26 protein-coding genes and 2 pseudogenes are annotated in these 22,561 nt (G+C 62.4%); 17 read left to right on the top strand and 11 right to left on the bottom strand.

Going from position 1 to position 22,561, the window contains the following annotated elements; all coding sequences use genetic code 11:
- Positions 1–9 precede the first annotated feature (9 nt).
- From AC4GYV_RS09545 to AC4GYV_RS09535, 3 genes are all read right to left on the bottom strand, one after another.
- A complete protein-coding gene (locus tag AC4GYV_RS09545; RefSeq protein WP_491100479.1) occupies positions 10–276 on the bottom strand; it encodes a PilZ domain-containing protein in 267 nt (88 codons plus the stop codon).
- Positions 277–367: 91 nt separating this feature from the next.
- Positions 368–700 (bottom strand): UrcA family protein, encoded by a 333-nt coding sequence (locus AC4GYV_RS09540; RefSeq protein WP_491100478.1) that lies wholly within the window; start codon positions 698–700, stop codon positions 368–370.
- Positions 701–807: 107 nt separating this feature from the next.
- On the bottom strand, positions 808–2,574 hold the full coding sequence (locus AC4GYV_RS09535; RefSeq protein WP_491100477.1) for a fatty acyl-AMP ligase: 1,767 nt from the start codon (positions 2,572–2,574) through the stop codon (positions 808–810).
- A gap of 92 nt (positions 2,575–2,666) precedes the next feature.
- Between AC4GYV_RS09535 and AC4GYV_RS09530 the strand changes: the two genes are divergently transcribed.
- The 4 genes from AC4GYV_RS09530 to AC4GYV_RS09515 all read left to right on the top strand — a co-directional run bounded on the left by AC4GYV_RS09530 (position 2,667) and on the right by AC4GYV_RS09515 (position 4,792).
- Complete coding sequence (locus tag AC4GYV_RS09530; protein ID WP_491100476.1) at positions 2,667–3,233, top strand: regulatory protein RecX; 567 nt, start codon at positions 2,667–2,669, stop codon at positions 3,231–3,233.
- Positions 3,234–3,321: 88 nt separating this feature from the next.
- The gene (locus AC4GYV_RS09525) at positions 3,322–3,876 is read left to right on the top strand and encodes a cold-shock protein (RefSeq protein ID WP_491100475.1); all 555 of its coding nucleotides are present in this window, start codon (positions 3,322–3,324) and stop codon (positions 3,874–3,876) included.
- Between the two features lie 89 nt (positions 3,877–3,965).
- Entirely contained in the window at positions 3,966–4,355 is a 390-nt protein-coding gene (locus AC4GYV_RS09520; RefSeq protein WP_491100474.1) for a DUF192 domain-containing protein, read from the top strand.
- A gap of 53 nt (positions 4,356–4,408) precedes the next feature.
- Complete coding sequence (locus tag AC4GYV_RS09515) at positions 4,409–4,792, top strand: NADH:ubiquinone oxidoreductase subunit NDUFA12 (protein ID WP_491100472.1); 384 nt, start codon at positions 4,409–4,411, stop codon at positions 4,790–4,792.
- Here AC4GYV_RS09515 and AC4GYV_RS09510 read toward each other — a convergent pair.
- Positions 4,768–5,013 (bottom strand): hypothetical protein, encoded by a 246-nt coding sequence (locus AC4GYV_RS09510; RefSeq protein WP_491101623.1) that lies wholly within the window; start codon positions 5,011–5,013, stop codon positions 4,768–4,770. The two genes, AC4GYV_RS09515 and AC4GYV_RS09510, sit on opposite strands and share 25 nt — an antisense overlap.
- On the opposite strand from AC4GYV_RS09510, the pseudogene AC4GYV_RS09505 reads away from it, so the two are divergent.
- A pseudogene (locus AC4GYV_RS09505) lies at positions 4,942–5,175 on the top strand (DUF2155 domain-containing protein); the annotation flags it as partial. The gene AC4GYV_RS09510 and the pseudogene AC4GYV_RS09505 overlap by 72 nt on opposite strands.
- Positions 5,176–5,210: 35 nt before the next feature.
- Here AC4GYV_RS09505 and aat read toward each other — a convergent pair.
- Together aat and arsC are read right to left on the bottom strand one after the other, a co-directional pair.
- On the bottom strand, positions 5,211–5,945 hold the full coding sequence (gene aat / locus AC4GYV_RS09500) for a leucyl/phenylalanyl-tRNA--protein transferase (protein WP_491100471.1): 735 nt from the start codon (positions 5,943–5,945) through the stop codon (positions 5,211–5,213).
- A gap of 9 nt (positions 5,946–5,954) precedes the next feature.
- The gene (gene arsC / locus AC4GYV_RS09495) at positions 5,955–6,302 is read right to left on the bottom strand and encodes an arsenate reductase (glutaredoxin) (RefSeq protein ID WP_491100470.1); all 348 of its coding nucleotides are present in this window, start codon (positions 6,300–6,302) and stop codon (positions 5,955–5,957) included.
- Between the two features lie 202 nt (positions 6,303–6,504).
- On the opposite strand from arsC, the gene AC4GYV_RS09490 reads away from it, so the two are divergent.
- Both AC4GYV_RS09490 and AC4GYV_RS09485 read left to right on the top strand, forming a co-directional pair.
- Entirely contained in the window at positions 6,505–7,059 is a 555-nt protein-coding gene (locus AC4GYV_RS09490; RefSeq protein ID WP_491100469.1) for a YMGG-like glycine zipper-containing protein, read from the top strand.
- Between the two features lie 55 nt (positions 7,060–7,114).
- Positions 7,115–8,539, top strand: coding sequence for a L,D-transpeptidase family protein (locus AC4GYV_RS09485; RefSeq protein ID WP_491100468.1), 1,425 nt, complete (start codon positions 7,115–7,117; stop codon positions 8,537–8,539).
- Here the strand turns inward: AC4GYV_RS09485 and AC4GYV_RS09480 are convergent.
- Entirely contained in the window at positions 8,511–9,230 is a 720-nt protein-coding gene (locus tag AC4GYV_RS09480; protein WP_491100467.1) for a TonB family protein, read from the bottom strand. The genes AC4GYV_RS09485 and AC4GYV_RS09480 overlap by 29 nt on opposite strands.
- 56 nt (positions 9,231–9,286) lie before the next feature.
- Positions 9,287–10,522 carry an MFS transporter gene (locus AC4GYV_RS09475; RefSeq protein WP_491100466.1) on the bottom strand — a complete coding sequence of 412 codons (1,236 nt, stop codon included), beginning with the start codon at positions 10,520–10,522 and terminating at the stop codon, positions 9,287–9,289.
- A 152-nt stretch (positions 10,523–10,674) separates the two neighbouring features.
- On the opposite strand from AC4GYV_RS09475, the gene cyoA reads away from it, so the two are divergent.
- From cyoA to AC4GYV_RS09450, 5 genes are all read left to right on the top strand, one after another.
- Entirely contained in the window at positions 10,675–11,592 is a 918-nt protein-coding gene (gene cyoA / locus AC4GYV_RS09470; RefSeq protein ID WP_491100465.1) for a ubiquinol oxidase subunit II, read from the top strand.
- Between the two features lie 4 nt (positions 11,593–11,596).
- The gene (gene cyoB / locus AC4GYV_RS09465; RefSeq protein WP_491100464.1) at positions 11,597–13,603 is read left to right on the top strand and encodes a cytochrome o ubiquinol oxidase subunit I; all 2,007 of its coding nucleotides are present in this window, start codon (positions 11,597–11,599) and stop codon (positions 13,601–13,603) included.
- The gene (cyoC, locus tag AC4GYV_RS09460) at positions 13,600–14,244 is read left to right on the top strand and encodes a cytochrome o ubiquinol oxidase subunit III (RefSeq protein ID WP_491100463.1); all 645 of its coding nucleotides are present in this window, start codon (positions 13,600–13,602) and stop codon (positions 14,242–14,244) included. Before cyoB ends, cyoC begins: the two co-directional genes overlap by 4 nt.
- Entirely contained in the window at positions 14,241–14,630 is a 390-nt protein-coding gene (gene cyoD / locus AC4GYV_RS09455; protein ID WP_491100462.1) for a cytochrome o ubiquinol oxidase subunit IV, read from the top strand. The genes cyoC and cyoD overlap by 4 nt, the downstream gene beginning before the upstream one ends.
- 97 nt (positions 14,631–14,727) lie before the next feature.
- Positions 14,728–14,976, top strand: a complete 249-nt coding sequence (locus AC4GYV_RS09450) for a GCG_CRPN prefix-to-repeats domain-containing protein (protein WP_491100461.1) — start codon at positions 14,728–14,730, stop codon at positions 14,974–14,976.
- Here the strand turns inward: AC4GYV_RS09450 and accC are convergent.
- On the bottom strand, positions 14,973–16,322 hold the full coding sequence (gene accC / locus AC4GYV_RS09445) for an acetyl-CoA carboxylase biotin carboxylase subunit (RefSeq protein WP_491100460.1): 1,350 nt from the start codon (positions 16,320–16,322) through the stop codon (positions 14,973–14,975). The genes AC4GYV_RS09450 and accC overlap by 4 nt on opposite strands.
- An 11-nt stretch (positions 16,323–16,333) precedes the next feature.
- Positions 16,334–16,846 carry an acetyl-CoA carboxylase biotin carboxyl carrier protein gene (gene accB, locus AC4GYV_RS09440; protein WP_491100459.1) on the bottom strand — a complete coding sequence of 171 codons (513 nt, stop codon included), beginning with the start codon at positions 16,844–16,846 and terminating at the stop codon, positions 16,334–16,336.
- A gap of 108 nt (positions 16,847–16,954) precedes the next feature.
- Between accB and thiS the strand changes: the two are divergent.
- Both thiS and AC4GYV_RS09430 read left to right on the top strand, forming a co-directional pair.
- Positions 16,955–17,965, top strand: a pseudogene (gene thiS / locus AC4GYV_RS09435) (sulfur carrier protein ThiS).
- Between the two features lie 23 nt (positions 17,966–17,988).
- Positions 17,989–18,780 (top strand): alpha/beta hydrolase, encoded by a 792-nt coding sequence (locus AC4GYV_RS09430; RefSeq protein ID WP_491100458.1) that lies wholly within the window; start codon positions 17,989–17,991, stop codon positions 18,778–18,780.
- Here AC4GYV_RS09430 and AC4GYV_RS09425 read toward each other — a convergent pair whose 3' ends face one another.
- A complete protein-coding gene (locus AC4GYV_RS09425; protein ID WP_491100457.1) occupies positions 18,781–19,590 on the bottom strand; it encodes a class I SAM-dependent methyltransferase in 810 nt (269 codons plus the stop codon). It lies immediately after the preceding gene.
- 48 nt (positions 19,591–19,638) lie between these two features.
- Between AC4GYV_RS09425 and AC4GYV_RS09420 the strand changes: the two genes are divergently transcribed.
- The 3 genes from AC4GYV_RS09420 to AC4GYV_RS09410 all read left to right on the top strand — a co-directional run bounded on the left by AC4GYV_RS09420 (position 19,639) and on the right by AC4GYV_RS09410 (position 22,539).
- Positions 19,639–20,292 (top strand): protein-L-isoaspartate(D-aspartate) O-methyltransferase, encoded by a 654-nt coding sequence (locus AC4GYV_RS09420; protein WP_491100456.1) that lies wholly within the window; start codon positions 19,639–19,641, stop codon positions 20,290–20,292.
- Entirely contained in the window at positions 20,285–21,613 is a 1,329-nt protein-coding gene (locus tag AC4GYV_RS09415) for an erythromycin esterase family protein (protein ID WP_491100455.1), read from the top strand. The genes AC4GYV_RS09420 and AC4GYV_RS09415 overlap by 8 nt, the downstream gene beginning before the upstream one ends.
- 614 nt (positions 21,614–22,227) lie before the next feature.
- The gene (locus AC4GYV_RS09410) at positions 22,228–22,539 is read left to right on the top strand and encodes a hypothetical protein (RefSeq protein WP_491100454.1); all 312 of its coding nucleotides are present in this window, start codon (positions 22,228–22,230) and stop codon (positions 22,537–22,539) included.
- Positions 22,540–22,561: the final 22 nt, after the last annotated feature.

Here is a 22,561-nt window from a genome sequence, read left to right as displayed (position 1 = left end):
CAATAAGAACTAGAAATCGCTTTCGGTGAGGAACCGCATGCCCGCAGCGCCCTGAAGCGACCACCGCACCTGCGCATTCCAATTCCCCATGCGCGGTACCGCAATCTGGAAGCGCTCGCCGATGCGGAAATTCTCATTGGCCTCCAGGCGGCAACCCTGTTCGGAGAAGTTGACGACCTTGACGGGAATCTTGCGGCCGTCCGTGCGATGTACGACACCTTCGATGTCTGCATCGAACCGGTCACGGCGACCGATCCAATCCGGCATACTGTCCATGTCCACGCCCCCTAGACCCCGTGGCGTGATAAGTACTCGCCCGTTGTAAATTTAGATTTAACGGCAGCGCCTTAGGGGCGCGGCTCCGTAGCTAATGGCCTATTCGCTGAGGCTTGGTGGCCCAATTCAGATTGGACAGCTGGTTCTTGACCTGTGCGCGTGCATCGCTCCAGCACACATCCATCTCCGGCCACTGGGAGTTCTCGATCGAGGCGTAGCTGCCGCAAACCGTCTCGATCGCACTGCCCACCCGAATGTCCAGCATTTTGCGTGCCTTGTTGGACGCGAGGTCCGCCCTGGTAACCTCAACCGTTGTTGTCGGGTCGCCGCCCAGGACTGTTACCGTGATGTTCTGGGTCTGCGGTTCCGCGACTGCTGGCGCCGCAAGAGTGAGCGTCAAAAGGCACAGCAAATGTGCTTTCACCTGGACCTCCGTCCGCGCCTTCAGAGCGCGGCTGTCAAAATCCCCAGGTCTCAAATGCTACGTTGAAATCGGTCTAGCGGTTATCCGGAGTGTACCGGACGATAACCTCAGGCGGCGATGTCGTAGGGCTGGATCTCGCCGCTCAGGTACAGATTGCGCGCCTTGGTGCGAGACAGCTTGCCCGAGCTGGTGCGGGGCAGGGTCCGCGGAGGCACCAGCTCGACGACCGGCGTGATGCCCGTAATCGCGCGCACGCGCTCGCGGATCTCGTCGCGCAGGCGGCCTCGCTCTTCCATATCGGACACGCGGCAGTGGACCAGCACGGCTGGCGTTTCCTCGCCGCTCGGGCCGGTGATCGCAAAGGCCGCGATGTCGCCGGACTTGAAGCCGGGCAGCTGCTCGACCGCCCACTCGATGTCCTGCGGCCAGTGATTGCGCCCGTTGATGATGATCATGTCCTTGGCGCGACCGACGATGAAGATGTAGCCGTTCGACATGTAGCCCATGTCGCCGGTGTCCAGCCAACCGTCGGCGCTGAGGCACGCGCGGGTGGACTCTTCGTCGCGGAAATAGCTGTGCATGACGCTGCCGCCACGCACGAACACTTTGCCGATACCGCGCTCGGCAAGCGGTTCGCCGTTGCCGTCGCGGATCTCGATCTCCATTCCGGTGACCGGCTTTCCGCAATTTACGACCGCACGATAGCGGCGAGGACGTTCCTCGCCTGACGGTGCACCGCCGGAAAGCTCATGCTCTTCGACCAGCTCGAGGCGGATGCCTTCGCCCGGCGGCATTAGCGACACGGCCAGCGTCGCTTCAGCGAGGCCATAGCTGGGGCAGAAGGCGTTGGCCTGGAAACCCGCGGAAGCGAAGCTGTCGACGAACGACTGCATCACGTCGGGGCGGATCATGTCGGCGCCGTTGCCGGCGATCCGCCAGCGCGACAGGTCGAATCGATCCTCGGCCCGCGTCTGCGAGCTCATCCGGCGCGAGCAGATGTCGTAGCCGAAGGTCGGTGAGTAGCTGACCGAAGTGCCCGGATTGCGCGTGATCATGTCGAGCCAGGCGAGGGGCCGGCGCGCGAAATCCTCGGTCTTCAGATAGTCGACCGAAATCTGGATCGCCATCGGCGAGAGGAAGCATCCGACAAGACCCATGTCATGGTACCAGGGCAGCCAAGAGATGCAGCGGTCGGTCTCTTCGACCTCAAGGCCAATCCCGTGCGCGCGCAAATTGTCGAGCAGCGCGCGGTGCGTGACTGCGACGCCATGCGGGAAACGCGTCGAGCCGCTGGAATATTGGAGGTAAGCGATGTCGTCGGGATGCGCGATAGGGAGGTCGGCAGATCCGACTTCGACCTCGTCGAGCGACTCCCAGTCGCGCGGCGTGACGCCGGCTTTGATCGCTGCTTCGCGGCAGAAATCCGCGAGCTCGGCCGGATAGAGGAACAGCACGGGATCGCAGCTTCCGAGCTGGACTCCGAGTTGGTCGACATAGGCTTCGCGGCCGCCGAAGCTGGTCGGCAGCGGAAGCGGTACCGGCCAGGCGCCGGCATAGACCGCGCCGAAAAAGCAGGCGCCGAATTCTGCGCCGGTCTCTGCAACCATCGCGATGCGATCGCCCGGCTTCACGCCGAGCGCGATGAACCGTTGGGCATTTACGAGCGAATCCTCACGCAGCTCTGCGTAGCTGTAGCTCTGGGTCAGCGACCCGCGCGCGTCGTGGAAGTTGAGGCCGCGCCGTCCTTGCGACGCATAGTCGAGCGCCTCGCCCACGGTGCCGAAATCGGCGAGACGCCTCGGCAACGTGTCGACAGTCGGTGTAGCGCCCGGAGGGGCAAGCTCGGTCTTTATCGAGGCGTTGCGATCGAGCACGCCGTCCCTTCCTTGATATTTTCTATTCGCGTTCGTGCCACAGCCGTGGCCGCTTTCCCCTTGGGTTCTGACTATGGCACAAAAAGGGCGTCATGGAACCGTCAAGAAGGCGAAAGGCCGCGCCGCCGCTCGATGAGAGCGGGCTGAATGAGCTCGCGATCCGCTACGTCGGGCGCTTTGCGACGACGCGCGCCAAGCTTCGTTCCTACCTAGCCCGCAAGGTCCGCGAGAGGGGCTGGGAAGGAGCGCGTGAGCCGGATTTCGCGCGGATTGCCGAGCGGTTTGCGGAGCAGGGCTATGTAGATGATTCGGCCTATGCACTCGCTAAGTCGCAGTCGCTGACAGGCCGCGGTTATGGGGCCAGGCGCGTCAGCCAGTCGCTACGGGCAGCAGGGGTCGATGAAGCAGAAGCGGCCGATGCGCGGACCCATGCGAACGTTGAATCCGTCAACTCCGCGCTACGCTTCGCCAAGCGGCGGAGAATCGGTCCCTACGCCGATTCTCCCACAAAAGACCCCAAAGAGCGCCAAAAAGCTCTTGCTGCGATGGTTCGGGCGGGACACGGATTTTCGATCGCCAAAGCCATCGTCTCTCTGACGCCTGACGACGAAGTTAACATTGATCAACTAACGGAGTTTACTCAACTCATCGACGAGTAAAGTCGGTTTGCCGACACTTCGGCGCGTGCTATTAAGGCGTGTGACGCACGCATCTGCAAAACTGGCTGAACCTTCTCCCCAACCCCTGATGGAACATGACGATTCTTCCGCAGCAGCAGAGCTGCCTGCGGTCACCGGTCGGGTGAAATGGTTCGACGCCACTCGGGGCTTCGGATTCCTCGTCTGCGACGGACTTGATGGCGACGTTTTGTTGCATTTCAGCGTCCTTCGCGAACATGGCCGCAGGAGCGTCCCCGAGGGTGCGATCATCGAGGTGATCCCGGTCAAGCAGGAACGGGGCCTTCAGGCAAAGCGCGTGGTGTCCATCGACCTCAGCGCGGCCTTGCCGCAGCAGCCGCGCTCGTCCATGTCTTCATCGGATCGTTCGGACCGCAAGGCGCTTGCCGATGCGGCCGGCGAATTTGAGCCGGTGGAGGTCAAATGGTTCAACCGCGTGCGTGGCTACGGGTTCGTGAAGAGGCCGGACGATTCGGGCGGCGAGGACGTGTTCGTGCACATGGAAACGGTGCGCCATGCCCATCTGGCCGATCTTCAGCCGGGTCAAACGCTGGAAGCCAGAATCGCACCGAGCGGCAAGGGACTGACCGCAGTCGAGCTGCGGCCCGCCGGGTCCTTCGACTAGCTGCCGCGGCCGCTGCGCTCGCTGCCTGCAGCCCCCAGACCGAAGCTCCCGCGCAGAATCTCGCCTCGGCTGAGACAACTCAAAACCCGGTGCCCGAGCTGGATCCGCAGGCGGGCCTCCGCGAAGTGCCGCTGACCATCAAGTCGAAGACTGGCGAGCACCGCTTTACGGTCGAGGTCGCCGCGACCCCGGAGCAGCAGGAAAAAGGCCTGATGTTCCGCCAGTCTGTGGCTCCCGAGCGGGGCATGATCTTTCCTTACGATCCGCCTCAGCAGGTCGCATTCTGGATGAAGAACACGATCATCCCGCTCGACATCATCTTCATCGATGAGAAGGGCCGCATCGCGCGGATCACCCATGCCAAGGAGCTAGACCTCACCCCACTGCCGTCGGGTGTGCCGGTCACGGGAGTCCTGGAGATTGCGGCGGGTCGCTCTGCACAACTCGGCATCAAGGAAGGCGATGCGGTTCACTGGTAACCTCGTCGCTAGTCGCTTGCGCTCCTCGCGCTGACGGGGCAATGCGCCCCCTCATGGGTGTCTTGTCGAAGATCTTTACCTGGTGGAACGGTGCAACCGTCGGGACCTCGCTTTTCACGCGAAGGTTCGGCGACGAGGTCGGCCGCGACGAGGAGGGTAACCTCTACTATCAGGACAAGAACAACCCGCGCCGCCGCTGGGTGATCTACAACGGCGACAATGACGGCAGCCGCGTGCCTCCGGCCTGGCAGCTTTGGCTGAAGGGCACGATCGACGAGCTTCCGGAAAAGGCGCTGCCGCCGGTCCGGAAGTTCCAGGTCAAGCCGACCAAGAATCTTACCGGCACGATGCAGGCCTTCCGTCCGGACGGAGCGTTCGGATCCGGCAAGATCCGCCCGGCTTCGACCGGCGATTACGAGCCCTGGATTCCCGAATAAGCGTGCGCGGACTCGCTGCACCGTTTCTGATCGCGCTCGCGCTCACCGCGTGCAATCGCGCGCAACAGCAACAGCAGCCGAAGGATCAGTCCCAAGCTGCGAGGAATGCTGCGGCTCAGCGGGCGGCCAATACGGCAGGCGTGACTCCGATGGCCCAGCGCGTTGCGGTGCTCGGCATTCTCAACAAGCGCAACGGCATCGTCAAAGACGTCGCGCTCCACCCGGGACAGTCGGTGCGCTGGAAGGATTTGCTCGTCCGCCTTCGCGCATGCGAGGCAACGGCACCTTGGGAAGAAGAGAAGCTGACCGGCGCGTTCGTCCAGGTCGACGTGCAGAAGCCGGACAGACAGTGGGGCCGCGTCTTCTCAGGCTGGCTCTACAAGGAATCGCCATCGCTCAACGTTGTCGAGCATCCGATCTACGACGTGTTCCCCAAGAGCTGCGAGATGACGTATCCGGCCGGGCCGGCTGCTCCTGCTGCGCCGGTCACTTCGAGCAATCGGTCGAGCGCGCCGAAGTCGGGCGGCGCGTCGGGAACGCCAGCGGCTCCGCCCAAGTCAGCGGCAGAACCGCCGGCTGCAGCTGCACCTCCGCCGAGCGCCGTTGCCAGCAACGCGACGTAAGTCTCGCGAGTCACGCTCACAGCGCCGAGCGAGGTGAGGTGGTCTGTCATGAACTGGCAGTCGAGCAAGGTGAAATTACCCACCCGCATGCGCGCTACGAGCCAGGAAAGCGCGACCTTCGAGGCATCCGTTGCGCGGCTGAACATGCTCTCCCCGAAGAACGCGCGGCCGAGCTTCACGCCGTAGAGGCCGCCAACCAGCTCGCCACCGGACCAGACCTCGATCGAGTGCGCGTTGCCCGATCCGTGGAGCGCGATCATCGCCTGCTCCAGCTCGGTATTGATCCATGTCTCCTCGCGGTCTGCGCAGGCGGTGATCACGGCAGCGAAGTCGCGGTCGCGCGTGACATCGAACCGTCCCGAGCGGATAGTCTTCCGCAGCGAGCGAGAGACGTGAAACTTGTCGAGCGGGAGGATCGCCCGGTTGCGCGGCTCGACCCAGAACAGCTCATCCGCATCCCGGCTGTCCGCCATGGGGAAGATGCCGGTGGCATATCCCTGAAGAAGCAGGCGCGGGTCGAGACGACTCATGCCGGCAAATTAGATGATTTCGCGGACCACGTCCTGCGGACGGCAGAGGCGGACGCCTTTCGTTGTTTCGACGATCGGGCGGTTGATGAGGATCGGGTGCTTCACCATCGCGTCGAGGACTTCGTCGTCGGTCACGTCCGGGCGGGTGAGGCCTAGTTCCGTCGCCAGCGACTCCTTGGCGCGAAGACCTTCGCGCGGCGTGATTCCGGCGCGTTTGTAGAGGTCCTGCAACTCATCGCGAGTCGGTGGGTTCTTCATATATTCCTGGACCCAGACGTCGAAGCCGCTCTCGCGCAGGATTTCGAGCGTCTTCCGAGACGTCCCGCACATCGGGTGGTGATAAATTTTTGCCTTCATTCGCGCACCCGTTCGTGAAGAGGATTCAATAAGTTAAACAAACGTTTAACAGCTGTGTTAGCATTTGTGGCGATTCCATCGTCGCGCAAGCGGAACGATGACGCCATATCGTCGTTCCTGCGCCTGTAACATGCACCGCGCCCAGCGGAAGCGTTTGCGCGCGGCATGTTCCGGCAGCTCAATTTGAACGGGAGAACGAGCGATGCATAAATCCATTCTAGCCCTTACCCTAGCAAGCACCGTGACACTCGGCGCCTGCGCCAGCAATCCGAACGTCGCAGAAGGCGCTGCGGTCGGTGCGGCCGGCGGCGCTGCGGTCGGTGCGGTCGCGCCGGGCGTCGGCGTGATCGAGGGTGCGGCGGTTGGCGCAGCCATCGGCGGTCTCGCCGGCGCGGTCTGGTCTGACCAGAACAACGACGGCTACGTCGACGGCTACACCTACAACGGTTCCTATTATGCCGGCACGCCGCAGGGTTACGACCCGACGACTCATGCCGTGGTGACGGGTGCTCTTGGCGGCGCTGCGCTTGGCGCGGCTGCCGGTGCGGTTATCCCGGGCGTCAGCGTTCTTCAGGGCGCGGTGATCGGCGCTGCGGTCGGCGGAATTGCCGGCGCGGTGTGGGCCGATCGCAACAACGACGGCGTGGTGGACGGATACGTCTATAACGGGCAATACTACCAGGGAGCGCCGTCGAGTGCTGCCCCGGCTCCGGCCCCGGCCTACTCGGCTCCGTCGCGCAGCGGTGAGCGCGGCTAAACTGGTTTCCGGTCGAAGTGAGACTTTGATGGGAACCACTTTGATCGGAGAACAGGTGGAAAGTTTGCGTATTCAGTGCACCGGCCAAAAGCCGGTGCACTTTTATCGGAAGATTAGCGGCGTCGTGATGGGCCTTGCGCTCGGCGTGGCGCCGCTTTCCACGGCCCACGCTGCGCCTGCGCCAGCCCCCGTGCCAGCGCGCAAGGGGCCAGTGCTGGTCGCGCAAACGGTCGACAATTTCTATCGCGTGCGGAACGGCGCGCCATTGTGGTTCTCGCCCAAGGCCGGCGATTCCGCATATGCCCTGGTCTCGCTGCTCAGCACGTCGAGCATCGATGGGCTGAACCCATCGACCTACAACGTGCCGGCGCTGCAGCAGGCGATCGAGGTCGCTCGGCAGGGCAAGCCAAAGGACGTCGAGCGTGCGGATCGCATGCTTTCAGAGGCGTTCGTTGCTTACGTCGCCGACCTCCGTCGCGATCCTGGCCTCGGCATTCTTTATGTTGACCCAGCGCTGAAGCCCAAGCCGCCGACTCCATTGGCGACGCTTCTAGGCGCCGCCAATGCGCCATCGCTACCGAATTACATCCGTGGCTTCGGGTGGATGAACCCGATCTATGGCGAGCTCCGCCGCGCCATCGCCACCCAGCAATATCAAAGCGATCACGAAAAGCAGCTGCTCGCGCTCAACCTCGAGCGGGCGCGCGCGCTTCCTTCGGGCAAGCAGCGCTACATCCTGGTCAACGCGGCTCAGCAGCGCCTCTATACCTACGAAGACGGCAAGCAACTGGACTCGATGGTCGTGGTCGTCGGCAAGCCCAAATATCCGACGCCGATGATGTCGGCCTATGTGCGCTTCGCGAGCCTCAATCCTTATTGGTACGTGCCGCCCGATCTGGCCGCCGAGCGCATTGCGCCCAAGGTCGTCAAGCAGGGCATGAAGTATCTCGATGACCTCGGGTACAAGGTGCTGTCGGAATGGGGCCCCGACGCCCAGCTGGTCGACCCCAAGACGATCGACTGGAAGGGTGTCGCGGCCGGCAAGGTCGAGGTCCTGATGCGTCAGGACCCGGGGCCGCACAATTCGATGGGCCGCATGAAGTTCATGTTCCCCAACGAGGCGGGCGTCTACCTGCACGACAATCCGGAGCGCGAGCTCTTCACCGAGGCGTCACGCCTCTACAGCGGCGGATGCGTGCGGCTTGAGGACGCGCCGCGGCTCGGACGCTGGCTGTTCGGGCACGACCTGGATTGGGAAAGCGCGACCACCGAGCAGATGGTGCCGTTGGCGGCGCCGGTGCCGGTCTACATCACTTATTTGACGGCGATGCCCACAGAGGACGGATCGTCGATCGCTTATTCCGACGACGTATACGGCCGCGATGCTTCGCAGCTCGCGTCGGTCCAGAGCGATGCTGGGACCGTCGCCAGTGCGACCGCGGCGGCGCTCTCTACCGGTGCCAGTCCGGGAAAAAAGTAATGTCCTGAGCGACCGGTCGACCGGTCGGGTCTCTCGCGGGAACGAACCGAAGGTAGCGGAGCGCCAGCTCGCACATCAGCGCGTCGATGCTGGGGTCGGTACTCGACTGTTTGATCCGACAGTTCGAAACGCTTCCATCCGTGTGGACGAGGACCGTCACACCGACCCGGCCGCGTTCCAGTCCAGTCGCGGAGAGGCGGCCATATTCTGAGTTCGGGATCTTGGTGATCAGGCGGGCCGGGGTGAATTGCGAGGTATCGCCATAGCCTCCTCCGCCAGTTCCAACACCCGTGCCACCAGCCCCCGTCCCAAGCCCTGCGGTACTCGCGCCGGAGTTCGACGAGCTGCCGATGCCGGGCGCTTTGGCTGCTGGAAGCGGCGAGGGCATCGGAACTTTTGGGGGCGGCGCGACGACTGGGGTCGGTTCAGCCTTTGGTGCCGGTGGCGCGGCTTCCTTCTTCGGTTTCTGCGGCTCAGGGGCCGGCTTGCTCGGCGCCGGGAGTGGCGGCGGCGGAGGTGGGGTTTCCGGCTGCAGAATTGTAACGGTGGTGATGGTCTCCGCGATGCGCCGGAACTGTCCCATGTTGAGCCCGGTCACGATCACCGCGGCGAGAACGGCATGCACGACGACAACGGCGATGATCGCCTCGGTTCGGTCGCGCCGATTGGCTGTCCCGCGGTAGCTCGACACTTGCGTCCTCTCTTAACGAGAAACGCATCTCACTGCTGAAAGTATACGCCTTTGCGCTACTCTTGAACTGCACCAATTTCATCGTGGAAATCGGCGTTCTTTCGCTCGGGACCAAGCGCCGTCCAAATTGCGATGACGACGGCGGTCACGCCAGCGACCAACGCCATTGCCAATCCATAATTTCCGCCATGCTGGCTGGCGAACCAGGCCTGAAACGGCGCGTTGCGCGAAGCGATGAGGTTGCCGAGTTGGTAGGCGAAGCCGGGGAACAACGCTCTGGCACGCGCGGGTGACAGCTCGTTGAGATGGACCGGAACGATGCCCCAAGCGCCCTGCACGGCGACCTGGATCAGGAAGGCGCCAATTCCGAGTAGCAAAGGCGTGGAAGCGAAAGCCCAGAGTGGAATGACCGGTAGCGCCAGGAGGCTCGCGACAATGATTGCGCGCTTGCGCCCGATCCGCTCCGACCAGATGCCGAAGGTAATTCCTCCGACGATCGCACCGAGGTTCATCACGGCAGCGAGGATGCCCGTCGTGTGCGTGTCGAAGCCGTGCTGCTTCTGCAGGAAGGTCGGATACTGATCCTGCGTTCCGTGGCTGAAGAAGTTGAACGCGGTCATCAGAACGACGAGGTAGAGCGCGATCTTCCAGTGCCGGGCGATCTCGACCACCGGGCTGACGTGTGGCTTCGCGGCGTTCGCAAGATGCACCGGACTTTCCTTCACGTGCATCCGGATCAGGAAGACCAGCAGCGCCGGGGCGATGCCGACGAAGAACATGCCGCGCCAGCCGATCTGATCGAACAGCAAATAGTAGACCAGGCTCGCGATGAAGTAGCCCGACGGATAGCCGGACTGCAGCAGGCCCGACACGAAGCCGCGCAGCTTTGGCGGGATGGTCTCCATGACCAGGCTCGCGCCCGTTCCCCATTCGCCGCCCATCGCGAACCCGAACAAGGTGCGGATGATCATCAGCTCGACGAGCGTGCGTGCAAAACCCGATAGGAACGAGAAGGCCGAGAAGGCCAGGATGACGATCATCAGGATCGGGCGCCGGCCGAAACGGTCCGCAAGCCAGCCGAAGAAGAAAGCGCCGAAAGGACGGGCAGCCAGGGTGAGGAACAACAGCTCGGAAACCTGCTCGTCGGTCGCGCCGAATTCCTTGCCGATCGCCGTCTTGAGGAAGACGAGTAGAAAGAAATCGAAGGCGTCGAGGGTCCAGCCGAGGTAGCTCGCCCAGATCGCGTTGCGCTGCGATGGCTCGAGCGATTTCAGGTCGGCGATCAAGCTCATTCCCAGGAACTCCCTCTCGGCGCGAACTAGTGCCCGCGGCCCCGTCAATCCGCAACCTGCATCGTTGCCGAGAATTGCTTCTACGGCTATTGGAACTCCGACAGTTCGCGTGCGTCTGGCGTTCGAGCAGCTTCAAAGTCGGATGGGGGCCCGTGAATCCATTTGGGCGCAGGGAAGAAACGCGTAACCGCTCTCATCCAGCGGCCCTGCGTTGCGCTGCCGGGCTCGGCGGAGCGCTCTTCGTGAGCGGCTGCAACCGCGGCATCCTCGATCCGGTCGGTCCGGTCGGCGCCGCCGAAAAGACCATCCTCATCAATTCGACCGCTATCATGCTGGCGATCATCATTCCCACCATGATCGCGACGGTTGCTTTCGCCTGGTGGTTCCGCCGCGGGAACACGAAGGCGACCTATCGGCCGGATTGGGAATATTCGGGCGCGATCGAAATGGTTGTCTGGGGAATTCCAATCCTGACGATCATGCTGCTCGGCGGCATTACGTGGATCGGCAGCCACCAGCTCGAACCGAGCAAGCCGCTGGCGTCGGACAAGCCGCCGCTTCACGTCGAGGTCGTATCGCTCGATTGGAAGTGGCTCTTCATCTATCCGGACCAGGGCATCGCGACCGTCAACCAACTGGTCGTCCCGGCAGGCACGCCGGTCAATTATCGCCTGACCTCCGGCACTGTCTGGAACGTCTTCTTCGTCCCGCAATTCGGAACGATGATCTACACCATGCCGCGCATGCAGACGCGCCTGAACCTGCAGGCGGACCGGCCGGGTGTGTACAACGGGCTGTCGGCCCATTTCAGCGGCGACGGCTTCCCAGGGATGCAGTTCAATGCCCATGTGCTGCCGCCGGATCAGTTCGCGATGTGGGCACAGAGCCAGCGCGGACAAGGCACGCCGCTCGACGGAGCAGCTTACGCACAGCTGTCGAAACCCTCGAGCTATGTGAAGCCGATGACTTACGGCGCCGTCGCGCCGGGTCTTTTCGACGCGATCGTTATGAACAAGGCACCGCAGCCGCTTGTGCCGCCGCATAACGAACCGACAAGCCCAGCGGGATAAAGAGATGTTTGGCCGACTGACCTGGGACGCGATCCCGTTCCACGAACCGATCCCGCTGATCACCTCGCTCGTCGTCCTGCTGGGCGTTGGGGCGATTGCGATCTGGGTCACCAAAAAGGGCTGGTGGCCCTACCTTTGGAACGAATACATCACCTCGCCGGACCATAAGCGCATTGGCATCATGTACATCGCGCTCGGCCTGGTGATGCTGGTCCGCGGCTTCGCAGATGCGATCATGATGCGGGCACAGCAGTCGCTCGCGATCGGCGCATCGCAGGGCTATCTGCCTCCTGAACACTATAACCAGATCTTCTCCGCCCACGGCACGATCATGATCTTCTTCGTGGCGATGCCGTTGGTGATCGGCTTCATGAATTTTGTCGTGCCGCTGCAGCTGGGCGTGCGCGACGTTGCCTTTCCGACGCTCAACAACGTCAGCTTCTGGCTGACTGCTTCCGGTGCGCTGCTGATCAATCTCAGCCTGTTCATCGGCGAGTTCGCTCGGACGGGGTGGCTCGGGTTCCCGCCACTCAGCGAGAAGGAATTCTCACCCGGTGTCGGGGTCGATTACTACCTAGTGGCACTGCAGATATCCGGCGTCGGGACGGTGCTCACTGGAGTCAATTTCGTTACCACGATCCTGAAGACCCGCGCGCCTGGCATGAGCTATTTGCGGATGCCCGTGTTCTGCTGGACCGCGCTGGCATCGAACCTGCTGATCATCGCCGCATTCCCCGTGCTGACGGTCAGCTTGGCGCTGCTGATGCTCGACCGGTACATGGGCTTCCACTTCTTCACCAATGACGGTGGCGGCAACTCAATGCTGTACATGAACCTCATTTGGATATGGGGTCATCCGGAGGTCTACATCCTCGTTCTGCCGGCCTTCGGCATTTATTCTGAGGTTGCGGCCACATTCTCGGGCAAACCTCTGTTCGGCTATCGGTCGATGGTCTTCGCGACGCTGACGATCTGCGTCATCTCGTTCATGGTCTGGCTGCACCACTTCTTCACCATGGGGGCGGGCGCGAACGTCAACGCGATCTTCGGGATCGCCAGCATGATCATCGGCATCCCGACGGGCGTGAAGATCTACAACTGGCTTTTCACCATGTACGGCGGCCGCGTCCGCTTCACCGTGCCGGTGCACTATCTGATCGGCTTCATGCTGACCTTTGTGATCGGTGGTCTGACGGGCGTGCTGCTGGCGATCCCGCCAGTCGATTTCGTCGTGCACAACAGCCTGTTCCTGGTCGCGCACTTCCACCAGGTGATCATCGGCGGCGTCGTGTTCGCGATCATGGCCGGTTACACCTACTGGTTCCCGAAGGCCTTCGGCTTCACGCTTCACGAGGGCCTCGGGAAAGCCGTCTTCTGGTGCTGGTTCATCGGCTTCCATCTCGCCTTCATGCCGCTCTACGTGCTCGGATTCTGGGGCGCGACGCGGCGCATGCAGCACATTCCCGATGCCACGTGGAAGCCGTGGCTCGACGTCGCGTTTGTCGGTGCAGCGATCATCGGCGTGGGGATCGTGCTGACGGTCGTTCAGCTGCTCTATTCAATCAAAACGAAGGACCAGCGGCTCGATGTTACCGGCGATCCCTGGGACGGCCGCACGCTGGAGTGGCTGACGCTCTCACCGCCGCCGCACTATAACTTCGCAGTGCTTCCGGACGTTCACGGCGAGGAAGCTTATTGGACCCGCAAACAGACCGCGATCAAGGAAGACCGCCTGATCGATGAGCCTAATTACCAGCCCATCGAGATGCCGGTGAACACGCCGACAGGCGTGATCGTTGCCTTCTTCGCTTCACTCTGCGGCTTCGCCATCATCTGGTACATCTGGTGGCTCGCGATTCTCGGCCTCATCGGCGCGTTCGCGATCTTCGTCTGGTACGCTTGGCGCGACGAGCATGAGCATATCATCCCGGTCGAGGAAGTGCGGCACAACGCCCGCGAGCGGCGGCGCATCCGCATGGAACACCTCCACAATTTGAGTCAGTCTGTATGAGCACGGTCAGCGAAACACCTGCAATCGGGCTGACGCACGGTGGCTCCGAGGACACGGGCCTCGGTAATCGCGGGCCGCAGTCGAAGAGCATTGTCGTTCCTTACGGCTTCTGGCTGTTCGTGCTGTCGGACATGGTGCTGTTCTCGGCACTGTTCGCGACATACGCGACGCTCGTGCACGCCACTGACGGCGGCCCTACAACCAACGAACTGTACGATCGCACGCTCGTAGCGATCGAGACGGTTGCACTGCTGCTGTCGAGCTTCGTCTGCGGCCTGGCGATGATCGCGGCGAAGCGGAAGAACATGCCGCTGACGCAAATGTGGCTGGTGGTGACCGGCGTCTTCGGCCTCGTCTTCCTGTCGATTGAACTCTACGAATTCTCGTCGATGGTCGCGGAGGGTGCGGGGCCGCAGCGCAGCGCCTTCCTCTCGAGCTTCTTCACCCTGGTCGGGTGCCACGGCGCGCACGTTACTGCTGGCCTGCTCTGGCTTGGCACAATGATGGCGCAGGTCTGGGCCAAGGGCTTCCAGCCGCACATCATGCGCCGGCTGCTCTGCTTCAGCGTTTTCTGGCACGCCCTCGACATCATTTGGGTGGCGATCTTCACCATCGTTTATCTCATCGGAACTTTGCCATGACCGAGCACGACCCCGAACTGCTCAACGTCGCTCCGGGCGAGCCCCACGACAGCATGCTCAGCGAGACGCTGAGCTACGTCATTGGCCTTGTGCTTGCGCTCGTCCTGACGGGTATCTCATTTTGGGTTGCGTCGACGTCGACCTTGTGGGGACCGGGCGTGGCAACCGGCCTCGTGGTGCTGGCCATCGCGCAGATGGGTGTTCACCTTGTCTTCTTCCTGCACATCACCAGCGGCCCGGATAATACCAACAACGTCCTGGCGCTGGCGTTCGGCGTGCTGATCGTCTTCCTCGTCATGGTCGGCACGATCTGGATCATGTACCACATGAACGCGAACATGGGTCCCGAGCCGAACATGATGAACCTGCAAATGCAGCGAGGCTGACGGAGCGGGCCGTCGCTCAGGCGGCCCAACTTAACATAAGTTCATGGAACAGCGCTTCCGCAGGCCTCGTTACGCCTGCGGGAAAGGAGTTGAGTTCATGAAAACCTTGATTGCCCTTGCGTCGGCCGCCGTCATCACGACCGCCTTCGCAGCAACCCCCGCCGCGGCCCGCGAAGGTTGCGGCAAAGGCTTCCACCGCACTGCCAACGGCTACTGTCGGCCCGATCGCGGCACGCGAGCCCGGTGGATTGAAGGCCATTATTACCAGGGCCGCGGATATTACTATCGCAATGGATGGTACCATTCGCGCCATCGCCACAACGGTACCTGGGTCTACATTCGCTAACTCGCGTTCTTAGCGAGCCACTGTTCCAACCATTTGATCGTGTAGTTGCCCTCGAGGAACTCGGGATCACGCACCAACTTCTGGTGGAGTGGGATGGTCGTTTTCATCCCCTCCACCACAAATTCCTCGAGCGCGCGCTTGAGGCGGCGGATGCAGCTGTCGCGGTTGGACCCGTAGACGATCAGCTTGCCGATCATGCTGTCGTAATAGGGCGGCACCTTATAGCCGGTGTAGAGACCGCTATCGACGCGCACGTGCATGCCGCCAGGCGCGACGTAATTCTTCACCAGGCCGGGTGACGGCGCGAAGGTCTCGGGATCCTCGGCGTTGATGCGGCACTCGATTGCGTGGCCGTGGAGATGGACCTGCTCCTGCGTGCAGGACAGGCCTTCGCCCGACGCGACGCGGATTTGCTCGCGGACCAGGTCGATGCCGCTGATCATCTCGGTCACCGGATGCTCAACCTGAAGGCGGGTGTTCATCTCGATGAAGTAGAATTCGCCGTTCTCGTAGAGGAACTCGATCGTGCCGGCCCCGCGATAGCCCATCTCGGCCATCGCCTTGCGGACGACCTCGCCCATGCGCTCGCGCTCGCCCGGTGTAATAACGGGTGAGGGAGCTTCCTCGAGCACTTTCTGGTGGCGGCGCTGCAGGGAGCAGTCGCGCTCGCCGAGGTGGATCGCTTCGCCATTGCCGTCGCCGAACACCTGGAATTCGATGTGACGCGGGTCGGCGAGATATTTCTCCATGTAGACCGTGTCGTCGCCAAACGCTGAGCGCGCTTCCGACGCGGCCTGGCTCATCAGGCTTTCGAGCTGGTCTTCCGACGGCACGACCTTCATGCCACGACCGCCGCCGCCGGACGCCGCCTTGATCAGGACTGGGTAGCCGATCTCCGCCGCGAGCCGTTTCGCTTCGGCGACGCTGCCGATGGCGCCAGCGGAGCCGGGCACGAGCGGAAGGCCCAGCTTCGCAGCGGTGCGCTTTGCCTCAATTTTGTCGCCCATCGTTCGGATGTGCTCGGGCTTCGGGCCGACCCAGATGATGTTGTGGCTCTCGACGATCTCCGCGAACTGCGCGTTCTCGGAAAGAAAGCCGTAGCCGGGGTGGATCGCATCGGCGTGCACGATCTCGGCAGCCGAGATGATGTTCGGGATGTTGAGATAGGACTCGGTCGCAGGCGGCGGACCGATGCAGACCGTCTCGTCGGCAAGGCGTACGTGCATCGCGTCGGCGTCTGCGGTCGAATGGACCGCGACGGTCTTGATGCCCATTTCGTGGCAAGCGCGATGGATGCGCAGCGCGATCTCGCCGCGGTTGGCGATCAGCAGCTTCTGAATCTTCATAAGATCAGGCCTCAGCCGATGATCACGAGCGGCTGATCGAACTCGACCGGCTGACCGTCGCTGATCATGATCTTCTTCACGACGCCGCCATTGGGCGCAGTGATCGGGTTCATGACCTTCATCGCTTCCACGATCAGCAATGTGTCACCAGCCTTCACCTGCTTGCCAACCTCGATGAACGCGGCGGCACCCGGCTCGGGCGACAAATAGGCGGTTCCCACCATCGGCGACTTGACGGTTTCGCCGGACACTTCATCCTGCGCGGGCTGGCCGATGTCTTCCTTGCCGTGCATCGGCGGCGCGCTAAGCGCGGGGGCAGCGACGGGCGCGGCAGCCATAGGCGCGGCGGCAGCGACGACCGGAGCAGGCTCGCGGCTGACGCGGATTCGCCGCTCGCCGTCCTGAACCTCGATATCGGTCAGCTCATTGTCGGTAAGGAGCTGCGCAAGCTCACGCACCAAGGCCGGATCAATGCGCATCGCGCCATTATCGCCGGAAGGGGCGGAGTCCTTCGGTTGAGCCATTTCTTTTCCTGTTATTCCGTTTGGCGCAGCGCTCTGTCAGACCATCGCGCTTCAGTCCACCCTCAACGCACTTGGCGGAGCTTTGTGCGGCTCCTATTGGCAGCCGCAATGAGCCTGGATGGAAGTGTCGGAATTCGCGTCAATGGCGAGCACAAGCGGTTCCTCGGACCGCTGACGATCGTCGAGATGTTGAACGAATTGGGTCTCGATCCCTTGCGGGTCGCGGTGGAGCGCAATCTGGAAATCGTCCCGCGCTCTACACTTGGCGAGGTCTCCGTCGAGGACGGCGATGATTTCGAGATCGTGCATTTTGTTGGAGGCGGTTGAGTGACGGCGCAGCAGGACATCAAGTCAGACAGCTGGAGCGTCGCCGGGCGTACCTTCACGTCGCGGCTCATCGTCGGGACGGGCAAGTACAAGAGCCTTGAGGAGAATGCGGCGGCGGTCGAAGCATCGGGCGCGGAGATCGTGACCGTTGCCGTGCGCAGGGTGAACATTTCCGACCCAACCCAGCCGCGGCTCACGGACTTCATCGATCCGAAGAAGATCACCTACCTGCCGAACACGGCGGGCTGCTTCACGGCGGAGGATGCGATCCGAACCTTGCGGCTTGCGCGTGAAGCGGGTGGCTGGAACCTCGTGAAGCTCGAAGTGCTGGGCGAAGCGAAGACGCTTTATCCCGACATGCGCGAGACGCTTCGCGCGACCGAGATCCTCGTGAAGGAGGGTTTCGAGCCAATGGTCTATTGCGTCGACGATCCCATCGCCGCGAAGCAACTTGAAGAAGCCGGTGCGGTCGCGATCATGCCGCTGGGCGCGCCGATCGGATCGGGCCTTGGCATCCAAAATCGAGTGACCATCCGGCTGATCGTCGAAGGAGCGAGCGTGCCGGTCCTGGTCGATGCGGGCGTCGGTACGGCGAGCGACGCGGCGCAAGCGATGGAGCTGGGCTGCGACGGCGTCCTGATGAACACGGCCATCGCCGAGGCGAAGGATGCCGTACTGATGGCGCGCGCAATGAAGGCAGCGGTGGAGGCTGGGCGTCTGGCGTATCTGGCCGGTCGTATGCAGAAGCGCCGTTACGCCGACCCGTCGAGCCCGCTAGCCGGACTGATCTGATTCTTCTCGCAAGGGGGTTTGCGATGAACTGGATGCCTGCCCTGTCGATTGCATTGCTTCTCGGGACTGGGGCTTGTCACGCGCAGCCGTCCGGAAACACGGCAACGGAAAACGCCGCAAAGCCTGCGGAAACGGGGGCCGAGGCGGTAACGCTCAAGACATCCGACGGCGTCACGGTCCACGGCCTCTATTATCAGGCGCAGAACCCCCGGGCCTTGATCCTGCTCTTCCACCAGGCGGGGTCGAGCAAAGACGAATATGCGACCATTGCACCGCAGCTGGTGAAGGCAGGCTTCAGCGCGCTTGCGATCGATCAAAGGTCCGGCGGCGGGCTATTCGGCACGAACGAAACCGCGGCGGGTCTTGGCAAGAAAGCCGACTATCTCGAGGCACGACCTGATCTGAAGGCTGCGCTCGACTGGGCGCGGACGAAGTCGCTGCCGATCATCCTGTGGGGCAGTAGCTACTCCTCGTCCCTGATCTTCCCGCTGGCGGCGAGCGATCCGCAGGGCATCGTCGCGTTGCTGGCATTCTCGCCGGGCGAGTATTTCGACAGCGACAAGAATATGATCCGCGGCGCAGCGTCGAAGGTGAATGTGCCGGTGTTGGTCGCCTCGGCTAATTCCAAGGACGAGACGAGCGAGGCCGATCCGATCATGGCCGCGCTGCCCAAGTCGGACCGCAACGTCCGCTTCGTTCCTGCGCACGGCGTTCATGGATCATCGATGCTGATCCCGAGCCGCAATCAGGCTGGGGCAGACGAGAATATGCGCGCGGTGCTGAGCTTCCTCGACAAGGTCGCTCCCAAGCGCTGATCAGCGCTTCGTTGCCGTCACCACGTGGGCGGAAAGGCGCGAGTCTAGCCGGCCGTCGAGCTCGATCGAGCGCAATGCGTGAGCGGCAGCGATGATCGCGGCATCCAATCCGTTTGCGTCGCGCTCTTCGATCTCTCCGCGAAGCGGGCAGCCCGCGACTAGGCCTGTCGCGGCGTCGTTTGCTGAAACAGGACGGCTTTGCAGTTCGACGGTGTCGATCTGGATCTCATCAAAGCCTGCCGCCCTCAGGTCCTTTTCGATCCGCGCGGGATCCGCATAGCCAAACGGCGTTCGCGCGAGGAATGAGGGCGGGTCTTCGGGGTAGAGTTCGGCGACTGCGTTGTGGACGAGCTCTGACGCCGGATTGCGGTCTAACCGGTCCCAAATGACGCACACGTAGTGGCCGCCGTCGCGGAGCACTCGGCGAACCTCGCGATTGGCCTTCACCTTGTCCGGGTAGAACATGGCACCGAACTGGCAAACGACCAGGTCGAAGCTCTCGTCGGGAAAGCGCAGATCCTGCGCGTCTGCCGGTTCGAAGCTGACCTTGTCGGATTGGACACGCTGAGACGCGACCTCGAGCATGGCGGGATTGAGGTCGGTGGCGATGATGTCGGCGTCGGGCAGTGCCTGGTGCAGCTCAGCCGTGACGATCCCGGTTCCCGCGGCCGTCTCGAGCACGTGGCCCGGCAGATAGGCGCGAACCCTGCGGCCGACTTCTTCGGCATATGGTTCGAACAGGAGTGGGCCTAGATAGCGATCGTAGAGGCCGGGTACCGAACCTGAGAAGTCGGTATCGCTCGCGATCATTCGGAACGGCCTCCTGCGCTCACGGGTTTGACGCAACGAGGGCGAAACATGCCAGACTTCACCGCCGAGCGCGAGGCGATGGTCGAGCGACAGCTGAAGCGCCGTGGGATCACGGAGCAGGCGATCCTCGACGCCTTCCTCGCCGTCCCACGTGAGGCGTTCGTCAGTGCTGACCTCGCGCATCAGGCCTACGGCGATCATCCGCTCCCGATCCAAGCGAAGCAGACGATCTCTCAGCCTTACATCGTCGCCCTGATGATCCAGGCTGCAGATATCCGTCCGGGCAGCAAGGTGCTCGAGGTTGGAGCGGGCTCAGGTTACGCCGCGGCGGTCATCAGTCGCATCGCGGCGCGGGTGATTGGCATCGAACGCCAGCACGAGCTGGTCGAAGTGGCGCGCGAGCGGATGCGGCGTCTTGGCTATGACAATGTCGAGATCGTCGAGGGCGACGGCACGAAGGGGTGGCCGGACGAGGCTCCTTACAATGCGATCCTTGCAGCTGCGAGCGGAAGCCATGTTCCGCAGCCGCTGATCGATCAGCTCGCGCCAGGCGGCTCGATCGTCATGCCGCTCGGCGATCCTGGCTGGGTTCAGCACCTAGTCCGCGTTCGGAAGCACGAGGACGGAAGCTTACAGCAGTCGGACCTTGGTGGAGTGCGCTTCGTTCCTCTGATCGGTGAGGAAGGATGGCGCGATGCTTGAAATCCAGATCGATGTCAGTGGGCTGATCAGGGATGCTGCAGAGCCGCTGCCCGACATCGATGATCCTTCATTCGGCGCGATGTTCGACCGCTACGGCGACGCGCGCGTGGTGCTGCTCGGTGAGGCGAGTCATGGCACTAGCGAATTCTATCGCGTGCGGGCGGCGATCTCGCGACGGCTGATCGAGCGGCACGGCTTCAATATCGTTGCGGTAGAGGCCGATTGGCCTGACGCCGCCACGGTGGACCGCTACGTTCGGCATCGACAGGCGCGCGACGGCGAGTTCGTCGCGTTCGAGCGCTTTCCAACCTGGATGTGGCGCAACCAGGAGTTCGATGCGTTCATCCGCTGGTTGAAGGAGCACAACGGCGACCGCCCCTATGAGCGGATGTGCGGCTTCTACGGGCTCGACCTCTACAACCTCTCTGGGTCGATGCGTGCCGTCATCGACTTCCTCGAAGAGCAGGACCCGGAACTCGCGCGGCTCGCGCACAAAAGATACGGCTGTCTGGAACCCTGGGCGGAGGAGCCGCAGCTCTACGGCCGGCACTCGCTGATCGAAGGCTATGCGCGTTGCGAGGTGGGCGCGATCCAGATGCTGCAGGACCTGCTTAAGAAACAGGTCAATTGCTTCGCCGAGGAATGCGACGAATGGCTCGACGCTGCGGCGAATGCGCGTCTCGTGAAGGACGCCGAGGCTTATTATCGCGTCATGTACCGCGGCTCCGCGGAGAGCTGGAATCTGCGCGATACGCATATGTTCGACACGCTGAACATGATCCTCGACGCCAAGGGACCGAACTCGAAGGCGATCGTCTGGGCGCACAACAGCCATATCGGCAATGCGGCCTTCACCGACATGGGCATGCACCGGGACGAGCTGAACATTGGGCAGCTCGCGAAGGAGAAGTTCGACGCCAAGGCGCGACTGATCGGCTTCGGTACGCACACGGGCAGCGTGGCGGCGGCGGACGACTGGGATGCACCGATGAAGATCAAGCAGGTCCGGCAGTCCTTGCCGGATAGCTACGAGCGCCTAAGCCACGACAGTGGCGTGCCCCGATTTCTGCTCGACCTGAGGGAGGGCGAGATCGGCCGGGACATCAAGGAAGCGCTAATGGAGCCGCGCCTGGAACGGTTCATCGGGGTAATCTACCGGCCCGACACAGAACGCTGGAGTCACTACAGCGAGGCGATATTGCCGCGGCAATTCGACGCCTGGGTCTGGTTCGACGAGACCGAAGCGGTCGCTCCACTGCCGGGGCAACAGCGCGCGGGCGAGGGCGTTCCAGAAGAGGACACCTATCCCTTCGGCCTGTGAATAACTTCCAATTCTGTGCCGATTCGGCACGGAACATGGTTAACAGAGTCTTTCAACCTGTGGATATGCTGTGGATAACTTGCTTCGGCCGGATTCCTAAGGCGCGCCAAATAGAAAGTTTTAAGCGATTACTGACGTCATGCCGCCATTCGTCGATAGATTAGAACGTCGTGCCGATTACTCTTCAACGGTGCCTTCCGTAACACACCGGCTCCGGCACTCTTCGGGGCGGGGCAAGAACAGAACGGCGTAACGTTCTAATTCTTGGTGGAGGACAGAATGTTGGTCGATATCCAGATGGCAAGCGGAAGCTTCTCTCGACCTGTGAGCGATATCATTTCTTACTTGGCATCCGATGCGACTACGCGCAGAGGAAGTATTGGTTCCGATTGCTCTTGGCGCCGGACTGGGTATGACCGGACTTTGTCCTGTCCTGATCTGGCAAGGGTCATTAATGACTTCCTGAGTGCTGACGTTGAACTTGGATTCAACGACGACCATCCGGTTCAGCTCTGCGCCTGAGCGCGCAACTTGAATCCGCTTCGGAGAGATTCTTAGGAATAGTTTGTCGATTTTAAGCGTTGTCTTGCTGCGGCTTTCGCCGGAGTTGAGCAATGACTGGGCTGGATCATTGGAAACGCCATGAGAGGGAGCGGCTTCGTCCGACTGGTCTCGAGCCGCACCAGCTGAAGGCTACGGCGTCAGCCGCGATCCCGCTGAAGGAATTGGCTGGACAGAGCGAGCCGAGCGCTTCGTCGGGCAACTTCAAGGACCTGGAGAGCTTGCTCGACCAGCTTGGCGAGCCGCCCGTGTTCGAATTGGGCAATCCGCTACCTAATGAGCGATATCTGCCCAAGCAGGGCCTCAGCAACTGCCCCGCCGCGCACAATCGCGCCTTGCTCGACGAGGAAGACGAACAGGTTTGACTTAGCTGCCGGCCCGGCGGAC

This window comes from Sphingomonas sp. SP4 (genome assembly GCF_058313375.1).
Note: the sequence above shows the minus strand (reverse complement) of the source record. Positions and strands in the feature narration are given on the sequence as shown.